The organism is uncultured Thiohalocapsa sp. (genome assembly GCF_913062725.1).
Lineage (GTDB): Bacteria > Pseudomonadota > Gammaproteobacteria > Chromatiales > Chromatiaceae > Thiohalocapsa.
Genome location: NZ_CAJXWY010000087.1, coordinates 1 through 11,275, shown reverse-complemented (window position 1 = coordinate 11,275; position 11,275 = coordinate 1). Strand labels below are relative to the sequence as shown.

The window sequence follows — 11,275 nt, the reverse complement described above, 5'->3', positions numbered from 1 at the left end:
AAGGACTCCTCCAGGATGCCCTTCAGCGCGGCGCGGAAGCTGGCCTCGGAGGCCAGGCCCCAGCGCGCCCCCAGCGCGCCGATGGCCTGCTCTTGGCGGATGCGGGCCTGTGTGAGCTGATCCAGCAGCTTTTCGTTGAACCGCTGCTGCTCGTGCCACTTGCGGTTCTGCTCGTCCCACTGGCGGCTCTGCTCCTGCCACTTGCGGTTCTGCTCGTCCCACTGGCGGCTGTGCTCGTCCCACTTGCGGTTCTGCTCGCGCCACTCGCTGGTCTGCTCGTCCCACTTGCGCGCCTGCTCTTCTCGGTCCGCCGCCAGCTCCCGCAGCACTCGGTCGAAGTGGGCATTGAAGTGCTCGGGACTCACCGCCGTGCGGCGAATCAGGTCTTCGAGCCAGGCCCTGAAATCGGCGTCCTGCTGAAGCAGTGCCGGCAGCTCGGATCGCAGTTTGGCTTTGATGTCTTCGGCGGTCATGGCGTCAGTCCTTAAGGAACGCTGTCAACGTGGACTTGCGGGCGCACCCACGTACTCTAGCGCGTCCCTGCGCCGCTTGCGGCAGCCTGTATCGGCTCGGTATGATCTTTTTGTCAATCCTCATATCATGCTGTGCAGCGTCTGTGACTGCAGCGCGCTGACTCGACCGGCCGCACCAACCTCACCGAACCGAAGGAGACCCCGATGTCAGACCTCTGCCCCAAGACGGCACGGCGCGCCCGCCAAGCCGCCCTGTCTGCGCTGCTGCTGACTCCGCTGCTTGCGGTTCCGCCGGCGGCGACGGCCCACTTCCAGGAGCTGATCCCGTCCACGGAGATTGTTGATGCCGACACCGGCGGCGAGCTGTCCATGGCGCTCACCTTCACGCATCCGATGGCGCAGGGGCCGGCCATGGCCATGGGCGAGCCCGCGGCCTTCGGGGTGCTGACGGCGGACGGCAGGCAGGATCTCAAAGCGGCGCTTGAGCCGACGCAGGTGGACGGCAAGGCCGCCTACCGGGCAAGCTACAAGGTGCCGGGGCCGGGCGGCTATATCTTCTACGTGGAGCCCGCGCCCTATTGGGAGCCGGCGGAGGGCGTGATGATCGTCCACTACACCAAGACCGTTGTCGATGCCTATGGCGCTGAAACCGGCTGGGACCGCATGGTCGGCCTGCCGGTGGAGATCGAGCCCCTGACCCGCCCCTACGGCCTCTGGGCCGGCAATGTCTTCACCGGCGTGGTCAAGAAGGCCGGTGAGCCCGTCCCCTTCGCCGAGGTGGAGGTGGAATGGCACAACGACGGCAGCGTCGAGCCGCCGGCGGCGCCCTTCGTCACCCAGGTGCTGAAGGCCGACGCCAACGGCGTGTTCAGCTACGCCATGCCCCGGGCCGGCTGGTGGGGCTTCGCGGCGCTCATCGAAGGGGATGAGCCCATGCAGAATCCAGACGGCGAAGACGTGCCGGTGGAAGAGGGCGCGCTGATCTGGGTGCGCGCCCGCGATATGTGACACTGCGCCCATGGCCCACATCCCCGACGGCGTCCTGAGCGCGCCGGTGCTGCTGACGGGCGCCGCGGCGTCGGCGGGGCTGCTCGCCATCGCGCTGCGCCGGCTGGACTGGGAGGCCCTACCGCAGGCGGCGGTGCTGGCGGCGGCCTTCTTCGTGTCCTCGCTGATCAGCATCCCGTTGGGGCCGAGCAGCGTGCATCTGCTGCTGAACGGCCTCATGGGCATCCTGCTGGGCTGGACGGCGGTACCGGCGCTGTTCGTGGCCCTGGTGCTCCAGGCCGCCTTCTTCGGCTACGGCGGGATCGTCGTCCTCGGCGTCAACACCCTGAACATCGCCCTGCCGGCGCTGCTGTGCGCGTGGGCGCTGCGTCCGCTGCTGCCGCGGGCAGGCCCGCGCGCGGTGCTCGGCATCGGCGCCGCGGCCGGCGCCGGCGGTGTGCTGCTGACGGCGCTGCTGGTGGCTCTGAGCCTGGGCCTGAGCGGCGAGCCCTTCCTGCCGGCGGCCAGGGCCGTGGTGCTCATCTATGTGCCGCTGGCGGCGGTGGAGGCGCTGGTGACCGGCACGGTGCTGGCCTTTCTGCGGCGGGTGGCGCCGGAGATGCTGCCGGCGCCGGCCCGATCCATCACCTGACCGGCAGCCTCCCGGGCCGGCCCGGCGCCGCACTGCGGTGCCGGCGGGCCGGCAGGGGGCGGTGCCCGCCGCCTGCTGCGGCGTGATCCGCTAGAAGCGCATGCGCAGCTGCAATTGACCGCTGATGTCCTGGTAGTCGTCGCTGCTGGCGGTCTGGATCTGCGCGTCGATGGCCCAGCGCTCCTCCTGATGGATGGTCAGGCCCGCGTCCGCGGTCACCAGCCAGTCGGGCACCGGCTGGCTGACTTCCGTCGCGTGGCCGCCGCCGGCGCCGGCCAAGCGCAGGTCCACCGGTGCGCTGTCGTCGGAGCGTCCGGCGGCGCCCAGCCTGAGCCAGGGCTTGACCATGGTGCCGTTGTCCAGGGTGAGGTCGCGGCGCAGCGTCAGCGACGGGGCGACGGTGGCAATCCACTGGTCGTCGCCGGCCACCGCCAGGTCATAGGCGCCGGCGCCGGACTCCTGGAAATCGTCCAGCGCCAGCCGCGAGGCGCTCACCGCCAGCGCCGGGGCCAGCTGCCAGCCGTCGCCGACGCCGAGGCGATACCGGAGGTCCGTGCGCAGGGTGGTGACGCTGGTGTCGAAGTCCGCGGATGCCCGCCGCGGGCCGGAGGCGGGCAGCACCGTGCGCGAGGCATCGTTCCAGTGATGGCTCCAGCTCAGGCCGGCGCCGATGGAGAGCGCGCCGGCGCGATAGCGGGCGGCGAGGCCCAGGTTCAGGGTGTCGGCGTCCACGCGCTCGCGGTCGTTGCCGCTGTCGAGCCGGCTGTTGGTATAGCCGAGCGCCGCGCCGAGCGACCAGTGCTCGCCCAGACGGCGGAAGCCGCCGGCCTGCACGTCCTCGAAGGAGGCGCTGAGCGTCTCCCAGCGCTCGCCGTGGTCGTACCAGCGCCGGCCGCCGCCGGCGTGGCCCCACAGGCACGCGGACGCCGCATCCGGGCAGTCCATGAGCCGGTCCGTGAACTCGCGGTTCGCTTCCAGGTTCACCGGCAGCACCGCGGGCAGCGCGGCGCTGTCGATGTTGGCGAGTGTGCGTGCATAGTCCGCGGCCGTCTCCAGCGTGGCCAGATCCGTGAACACCGGCTCAAGGCGGGCGTACTCGGCATCGTGGCCGTGGTCCCAGACGTGCTGAAGGTGCTGCCCCAGGGCGTGCTGGGTGGCGGTGAGGTCCTGTGCGGCGAGCCCGCCGCGGCGCTCGAAGCCGAAGTCCGCCGCCAGCGAGACCCTGAGCGAGCCGTAGTCCAGGGCGTTGTAGACGGCGCCGAAGTCCTCCGGCGTGGAGAAGATGCGGGCATAGTCCGCGGCGGCGCCGCCCTCCCACAGCGTGAAGGTCTTGTCCTTGTGCTGGGGCAGCATGTTGCGGGCGTTCATCACCAGCACCGCGGCGCCGTCGGCACCGGTGATGCGCCCCGGGTTGACCACGCGGTCGTGCTCGCCGGTGGCATAGTCCAGGTCCATGTGTACGACGGCGCGGCCGCCGTCGGCGTCGGCGGGGTTGCCGGCGAAGTGGATGTCCGTGCCCTTGAGGTCCGTGGTGCCGTAGCGCCCGACGCCGTGGATCTCCAGGCGGGCGTCGGCGGCGGCGTTGGGCGCGGCATGCAGCATGGTGCCGGCGTCGAGCTCCGCGCCGGTGACATGGGTGCCGTGGTTGTTGAAGGTGGTGACGCCTTTCAGGCTGCCGGTGATCTTGCCGTTGTTGTTGACGGTGGCGGTGCCGCCGCCGAGCTTCTCGACGGCATAACTGTCAGCGCCGGTGGCGCTGATGGACGAGGTCGCATCCAGGCTCAGCGTCCAGCTGGGGTTGCCACCGCGCCCGTCGAAGCGCACGCCGGCGGCGAGACCGTTAATCGTCTTGATGCTCGCGCCCTTGGTGAGGGACAGGCTGCCGTCCATGATGGACGACATCATGGCGTAGCCCACCGCCTGCTCGCCGCTGGTGGTGATGCTGGAGTTGATGAGGTGGTGGTCCATGTAGACGCCATCGAACGCCTTTTTGTCGCCCAGGGCCATGGCGAAGACGCCGGCCGCGTTTTGGCCGCTGGTGGTGATGGTGGTGTCGGTGAGCCGGATGTCGGGGGCGCGCGCGAAACCACCGCTGTCGGCATTGAGATAGCCGAGCCCGCCGTTCGGCCCCGAGGCGAAGAGCCCGCCGCTGCCGCCGACGGTCTGGGCGAGGATGCCGTGGGCGGCGGTGCCCTGGGTCTGGATCTTGTAGCCCTCCAGGTACACCCGGACCGGGCCGCTGGTGCCGCTGGCGGCGTCGGCTGATGCCCAGCCAGTCGGCACAAGTATCCCCCTGTGTGGACCGCCTGGTGCTGCCACGCTTGAGCCAGCCGACCACATCGTCGGCCAGTTCATGGTGGCCTTGATGTCACTGGGGAGCCGATATGTGTAGGGATTCTCGACCACGTCGATATCCCCCGCATCGGCCTCTGGATGTACCCGGCTCAGGTCGCCGACGATGCCGCCGCTGCCGCCGACGCTCTGGGCGAGCACGGCGCTGGCGCCGTCGCCGGTGGTGGTGATGCTGCCCTTGCTGAGGTCGACGCGCACCTCATCGGACTCGGTATTGAGACGCACCCCATTGACCGACGGGGAGACACCGGCGAGGTAGGCCGGAAAGCGATCCGCCTGGTCGCCGTCGAGCAGCAACAGCGCACCGCCGGCGGCGGCATTGTGGGCCATGACGCCGACGGCGTTGTGGCCCGCGGTGCTGATCTTGCCGCCGCCGGTCACGGTCACCTTGCCGGCGCTGCCCTCCTGGCCATTGGTGCCTTCGCCCACCTGGCGGGCGCCGATGTAGATGGGGATGTTGTCCGTGTCGGCGGCGACCTTGTTGGTGGTGTAGCCGCGCCCGCCGCCGCCGCCGATGCTGTGCAGCAGCACCGCCGGGGCATGGTCGCCGTGGGTGGTGAGGCTGCCGCTGTTGGACAGGCTCACGTCACCGCCGTTGCCGCCGTTGCCGCCGGCGCCACCCTCGGTGATCTCCAGGCCGAAGGTCCAGCCCTTGGACCACTTCCACGCACCAAGACCGCTGAACATCTCGTTCGGGTCATCCAGCGGATTCTCGGCACCGGCGGTGCCGCCCTTGCCGCCGCCGCCGCCGATGGACTGGGCGTGCACCGCGACGGCGTGGTGACCGTGGGTCTCGATGCTGCCGGTGTTGGTGACGCTGACCGTGCCGCCGTGGCCGCCGCCGCCGCCCTTGCCGCCGAAACCAAGGTCCAGGGAGAACGACAGGGCCTTGGGCTCGTTCTCGGTGCCGATGCTGCCGGTGCCGCCGACGCCGCCGCCGCCGCCCACGGACTGGGCGAAGATGCCGTCGGCGGCGTGGCCCTGGGTGCTGATGCTGCCGCCGTCGCCCCAGAGGTCCAACTCGTTGTTGACGGTCACGTCGCCGCCGTCGCCGCCGCCGGCGCCGCGGCCGCCGACGGCGATGCCGATGTTGAACTTCTTCTCGACCTCCGTGAGTCCCGTGCCGCCGGCGCCGCCGGGCAGCGGCGCGCCGTCCACGGTGCTGCCGGCGGAGCCGCCGGCGCCGCCGCCGCCGCCGATGGACTGGGCGCGGATGGCGTCGGCGCCGTTCGCCGCGGTGCTGAGGCTGCCGTTGTTGTTGACCAACACCGGGCCGCCGTCGCCGCCGCCGCTGCCGTAGCCGCCGATGCCGAAGCCGAGGTTGACGAAGCCGCTGCCGGAGTCCACGGCACCGCCGCCGCCGCGACCGCCGCCGCCGCCGATGCTCTGGGCGTGCAGGGCCTCGGCGGCGCGACCCGAGGTGCTGATGCTGGTCAGAGAAGCCTCACCGTTCCGGGTATTGATCACCGAGACCCGGCCGCCGTCGTGGGCGTTGCCGCCGCCGCCGCCAATGGCCATGCTGAAGGTGGCGTTCAGCTTGCCGGTGACGAAGTAGCCCTCGTTGCTGGCATCGCCGACGCCGCCGACACCGCCGCCGCCGCCGATGCTCTGGCCGAGGATGCCGGCGGCGTGGTCGCCCGTGGTGGTGAGGGTGCCGTGGTTGGCCAACGTGACGGTTTCGCCCTTGCCGCCGGTGCCGCCCTTGCCGCCGATGCTGAGATTGAGCTGACCGCCGATGACCTCGCTGCCGGGAATGGCGGCCATGATGCCGGCGGCGGTGGAATCCCCGCCATGGCCGCCGCCGCCGCCGACGCTGTGGCCCACCATGCCGTGGGCACCGGTGCCGTGGGTGGTGAGGGTGCCGCCCTGCGAGAGGCTTACCGTGCCGCCGTCGCCGCCGTCGCCGCCGCTGCCGCCGACGGCGACATCCACATGCAGCCCGAAGGAGACCTTGGGATCGAAGGGGTCCGGAACGGCCAGGGCAATGGCCCGGGCCGTGGCGGCACCGCCATGGCCGCCGCCGCCGCCGACACTGTGGCCGAGCATGCCGAACGCATCCGGGCCGTGGGTGACCAGACTGCCGTTGTTGGTCAGGGTCACATCGCCGCCGTGGCCGCCCTTGCCGGCGTTGCCGCCGGTGGCCACGGAGATGGCGACCAGCCCTGCGGAAAAGGCGTTGGCCGCACCGCCGCTGCCGCCGCCGCCGCCGACGCTCTGGCCGAGCAGACCCACCGCATGCTGGCCAGGGACACCGTGCTTGCCGCCGTACTTGCCGTACTGGGGATTGTCTTGGGTCGCGGTGCCCGGCGCGCCGGTGACGATGCTGCCTTCGTTGGTGGCCGTGATGCTGCCGCCATGGCCGCCCTCGCCGCCGCGGCCACCCTGGGCGACGGCGACACCCACCAGGCCGACGCCAAAGGCATGCGCGGAGCCGCCGTGGCCGCCGCCGCCGCCGACGCTCTGCGCCACGGCGCCATAGGCATAGTCGTTGCCGGTGGTGACCTTGGCGTCGGACTCCAGCTTGACGGTGATATTGCCGCCGTCGCCGCCGCCGCCACCGGCGCCGCCCACGGCATAGCCCACGCCGGCGGCATTGTGACCGGCGCCGCCGCCGCCGCCGATGCTCTGCACGTGCAGCCCGGCGGAGTCTATGCCCGTGGTGGTGATGCTGTTGCTGAGGTCCACGGAGACGGTGCCGCCGGCACCGCCGGCGTCGCCGCTGTGGTCGCCGCTGCCGCCGGCGAAGGCGTCTTGGGTGCCGTCCGGCACATTACCCGCTGCCTTGCCGCCGCCGCCGCCGATGCTGTGGACGATCATCCCCGGGGAGCCGTCGGCGCCGGTGGTGATGCTGTTGTGGAAGTCCTTGACGGTCACGGTGCCGCCGGCGCTGGCGTTGGTCTCGCCGCTGGTGCCGATCACTTTCGCGGCATCGCCGGCATAGGGCAGGAAGCCGCCGCCGCCGCCGATGCTCTGTACCAGCACGCCGAAGGAGTTGGGGCCTTTGGTCTCGATGGTCGAATAGGTGCCGGGGCTGCCGGCCGTGACCGTGACATCGCCGCCGCCGCCCTGGGCGTCGTCGCCGACATGGTAGTAGCCGTCCTTCGGGGCCTCGGTGCCCATGCCGCCGATGGACTGGATAACCACGCCCGGGCTCTCCCGCGGGCTGCTCGACTTCAAGTTCACGATACGACCGGACAGCTCGGCGGTGACGGAGCCGGCCTTGGCCTTGGTCTCGTTGGGGTGGTCCTTGTCGCGGACGCCGCTGATGTTGCCGACGTAGACTGTCGGCCTGCCATAGATCTCGGCGAGACCGAAAATGCCGTGACTGCTGCTCTTGTTGGTGGCGGACTGGCTGAAGCTGACGCCCTGCTCGCCGCCGAAGTTCTGGACGATAACACCGGCGGGGCCCTGGAGCGTCGCATCGCCATCCACGGTGACAAGGGCGCCGATGCCCTCTTTGTCGTCGTCGGTGAAGACGTGGTCGTTGTCCTCGTTCATCAGCACTTTCAGTGCGGCGTCTTTCTCGCCTTTTTTTGCGCCGCTGAAGGACGCATCGCCTGTGATGTAGGCGCCCGCGTCGATATCGATTGACGCTTGCGCCGGCGGGCCGCTGAATTTATCTGAATTCAGGCGGATATGGAGCCCGGAGCGATCGAGGTCTCCCCAGGGACCGGTCAGCTTTGCCCCCCCAAGGGCGATAGAGGGCGCTGTTGGGTAGTCGCCTTTATCGTCATGGTTATAGTAGACGAAGACCGAATCCTGGCCTGCTGGAGCATTCCAGGTGCCGCTGTCGAGGTCTGCGTCGAAGGCTACATTACCCTCGACCTCAAGCTTGATCGGTGCATTCTCGCTGTCACTGCCGATGTCATCCAGATCGGACTGCGACTGGTAATGGAAGGTCGCACCCTCATCGTGATCGGCCGATACTTTGACGGTTGCCGAAGCAGCCGTCTTGCCCCGATTGAGGAATAAGAGATCTTTTGCATCCAGCTTCGCCTCGAAATCGATGGGAGTGTTGGGAGCATCGCTCAGCGCACAATTCAAACCGCCGCACCAGTCCGGCACATCCCGCGCGGCAACCATCACCGGCTCCATCAGCGAAAGCGCGCCCAGGGTGACCACCTTGGCGACGGCGCGACCTCGGCGCGCGCGCCGCTCGGCGATGGCACGGGTAATGGCGGTGCGAAGTCGGTTCGGATTCGGCATGGGCAAAGGCCTCTGTCGATATGTCTGTTCGTGTGTGGATATGTCTGTTCGTGCCGGCGGCGCGGGCGCCCGCGGGGGGCAGTGGGCGGGCGGCGCCTGCGACCGCGACCGCATTCGGGCAGCCCGCGCTCATGACCCCGCGCTTGCCATTGGTCGTCACGATCAGCGCGATGGCAGGGAGCTGTTGAATGCGTCAGGTGTGCAGCGATTGCCGCTGCGTCCGGCGCGGGCGCTACGCTAACCGATGGACGGCCGGGCCGAAAGCGGTCAACCTGAACCTGTGCAGCCTGAACCGGCAATGGTTGTGGGTGTTAACAGTTGTAAAGAGATCTTGAATGGCGCTGGCGATGGCATGGCCGCAGCAGCGGGCCTGGCTCATCACGTCGACGAGCCTTGACCACGACGCCGTCCATGCGCCGGCATACCCTGCATCGTCAGGGCTTCCAGCCCTGAGGGTGTCAGATCAGGACGGCCTTGCTGCGCAGTCAGCAGAGAAGGTGGTCGGAGTGATGATCAAGGTCCTCCGACCATGCCAAGCCAATGAGCCCGCGGCGCAGAGCGTCCGCCTTGGGTCCGACGCCGGCGCGTGGAAGCCAGGGCCGTGCCGCTGGTTGGACTGACCAGCAGCGCCCGGCAGCGCAAAGAGCTTGGCGTGCACCTGACGGAAAGGGGCGCCGCGCCGCAGGTGCCGGACGCTGGCTGATCGGCATGGCTCAGTCCCGCGCGAGGTATCCCTTGCGCTGCTTCTCGTCGCACTCCTCCCGGCTCAATGCCTTGGGGGCACGCTCGGGCGCGCCATGGCGGTGGAGCCCGTCGAGCGCCGCCGGCGGCAGCTGCTCAAGCTGTTCGCTCACGGCGCGGTAGTTGCCGAACAGCTCCCGCAGCAGATCCAGCGCCGGGGAGGGGCGGCCGTCGGTGTGGAAGTCCAGCAGGTGCCAGCGCTGATCGGCGCGGCGCTCCACCAAGCCCATGTCGGTGAGCTTCTGGAGCTTGCGGCGCACCGTTGCACGATCCACGCCGGTGAACCGGGCAAGCTCGTAGATGGATGTCGTGTACACCGGATGACGTTCCAGCTCGGCGAAGGTCCCGTCCTGCCAGCCGTGTCGGGCGATGTGGTCGAACCAGTCCCGCCGCGTGCGCAGCACTACGGCGAAGGCGACAAGGCCGAGCTCCAGATCCTGGCCGAGGTGCTTGTGGACGATGCTCAGGCAACCGTAGCTGAGCTTGGTCATGCCGAGGGCGAAAAGCTTGAGCAGGTTTTGGCTCGGGTCGGTCATGTCCTGCGCCTGCTGCGACGGCGATGATCCGCCGTGGACTCGGTGGGATGGGCGAGCGCAGCTGTGCGTCCCCGACGGCATTCGGGCGGGGGCGGTCAGCAAGTGCCGCCGGTCGCGGCCGTGGGCAGGCGGCGCCTATGCCGATACCGACGCTGGCCAGTGTGACATCCCGGCGGCTGCCCGTCGGCTTACGATAAGGCAAAGTGCCTATTACAGCATCGGGGTCTCCACCATCGCGTGCCGACCCACCCGACAACACCGGCCCCATCCGCCTGATCGGCCGCGGGTTGTATGATCACCGCGACGGAATTCATACTGGTGGTTGGGCTCAAGCAGCGGGCGAAGCATGAGATTGGACGGCGAGGACGATCGGCTCGGGGCACCGGCGGCAGCGACCTGTGCCCGGCGGCCGCCGCTGCATCGTCGGCGCTGCGCTGCGCCGGGTCTGCTCGCGCTCGCCCTCGCGGTGACGGCGCAGACGGCCCTGGCGCACAAGCTCAACCTCTTCGCCGCCGCCGACGGCCGACGCATCGAAGGCGAGGTCTACTTCGCCGGCGGCGGTAAGGCGGCCGATGTGCCGGTCCTGATTCAGAACGCGGACGGCGAGACGCTGGCGGAACTGCGCACGGGAGCCGCCGGGGGCTTTGCTTACCAGGCGGCGGCGCCGGTGGCGCACCGGATCATCGCCCGGACCCCGGACGGTCATCGGGCGCAGTGGCGCATCGGCGCCGAGGCGCTCGCCGGGGCTTTCGAGACGGCGGGGGCGTCCGGCAACCCTGCTCAGCCCGCAGCCGCAGCCGCAGCCGCAGCCGCAGCCGCAGCCGCAGCCGCAGCGGACGCCGCCGCCGCGGGCGCTGCGCCGCCGGCGGGAGCGCAGCATGGCACCCCTGCCGGACCGACCCTGAACCCGGCGTTGACCGCCGCCATCGAGCGCGCCGTCGCCCGCCAGGTGCGCCCGCTGCGGGAGGAGGCGCAAGCCGCCCGCGAGGCGGTGCAACTGCGGGACGTACTGGGGGGCCTCGGCTATATCCTGGGGCTCGCCGGGCTCGGGCTCTGGTGGCGCTGCCGGCGTGGGCGCTCGGGTCGATGACGGGCGCGCCGGTGCTCGCTGCCCGCGACGGAGATCGGCTCGCGCGCTACGACCCGCGCCTGCTGGTGGTGGTCACGGTGCTCTTTGCGCTTGTGGTGGTCAGCCTGCAAACCCTCGCCGCCGCCGCACTCGCCCTCGGCTTGGCCTTGGTGGCGGCGACGCTCGGCGGCCTGCGCGGGCGGGATGCGCTGGTGCGGCTCGCGGCGCTGGAGGGGCTGATGCTGGTGCTGCTGGCGAC

The 11,275-nt window shown here is 70.3% G+C and carries 6 protein-coding genes and 1 pseudogene; 4 read left to right on the top strand and 3 right to left on the bottom strand.

From position 1 onward, the window contains the following. Positions 1-473, bottom strand: a 473-nt coding sequence (locus QZ588_RS16740) for a DUF3782 domain-containing protein (RefSeq protein WP_295544095.1), incomplete at its 3' end; no start/stop codon positions are given. A gap of 204 nt (positions 474-677) precedes the next feature. Here QZ588_RS16740 and QZ588_RS16735 point away from each other — a divergent pair. Further along, positions 678-1,481, top strand: coding sequence for a DUF4198 domain-containing protein (locus QZ588_RS16735; protein ID WP_295544093.1), 804 nt, complete (start codon positions 678-680; stop codon positions 1,479-1,481). A 10-nt stretch (positions 1,482-1,491) separates the two neighbouring features. Next, entirely contained in the window at positions 1,492-2,112 is a 621-nt protein-coding gene (gene cbiM / locus QZ588_RS16730) for a cobalt transporter CbiM (protein ID WP_295544092.1), read from the top strand. A 90-nt stretch (positions 2,113-2,202) separates the two neighbouring features. Here the strand turns inward: cbiM and QZ588_RS16725 are convergent, their stop codons facing one another. Together QZ588_RS16725 and QZ588_RS16720 are read right to left on the bottom strand one after the other, a co-directional pair. Next, a complete protein-coding gene (locus QZ588_RS16725) occupies positions 2,203-8,670 on the bottom strand; it encodes an autotransporter outer membrane beta-barrel domain-containing protein (RefSeq protein ID WP_295544091.1) in 6,468 nt (2,155 codons plus the stop codon). Between the two features lie 713 nt (positions 8,671-9,383). Then, on the bottom strand, positions 9,384-9,947 hold the full coding sequence (locus tag QZ588_RS16720; protein WP_295544089.1) for a winged helix-turn-helix domain-containing protein: 564 nt from the start codon (positions 9,945-9,947) through the stop codon (positions 9,384-9,386). Positions 9,948-10,293: 346 nt separating this feature from the next. Here QZ588_RS16720 and QZ588_RS16715 point away from each other — a divergent pair, with 346 nt between their 5' ends. Beyond that, on the top strand, positions 10,294-11,037 hold the full coding sequence (locus QZ588_RS16715) for a hypothetical protein (RefSeq protein ID WP_295544087.1): 744 nt from the start codon (positions 10,294-10,296) through the stop codon (positions 11,035-11,037). Next, positions 11,034-11,275: pseudogene (locus QZ588_RS16710) on the top strand (cobalt ECF transporter T component CbiQ); the annotation flags it as partial. The gene QZ588_RS16715 and the pseudogene QZ588_RS16710, both read left to right, overlap by 4 nt.

Bases quoted from the DNA above. Each gene is read 5' to 3' on its own strand.
- QZ588_RS16735 (WP_295544093.1), top strand. From the start codon at position 678: ATGTCAGACCTCTGCCCCAAGACGGCACGGCGCGCCCGCCAAGCCGCC.
- cbiM (WP_295544092.1), top strand. From the start codon at position 1,492: ATGGCCCACATCCCCGACGGCGTCCTGAGCGCGCCGGTGCTGCTGACG.
- QZ588_RS16725 (WP_295544091.1), bottom strand. From the start codon at position 8,670: ATGCCGAATCCGAACCGACTTCGCACCGCCATTACCCGTGCCATCGCC.
- QZ588_RS16720 (WP_295544089.1), bottom strand. From the start codon at position 9,947: ATGACCGACCCGAGCCAAAACCTGCTCAAGCTTTTCGCCCTCGGCATG.
- QZ588_RS16715 (WP_295544087.1), top strand. From the start codon at position 10,294: ATGAGATTGGACGGCGAGGACGATCGGCTCGGGGCACCGGCGGCAGCG.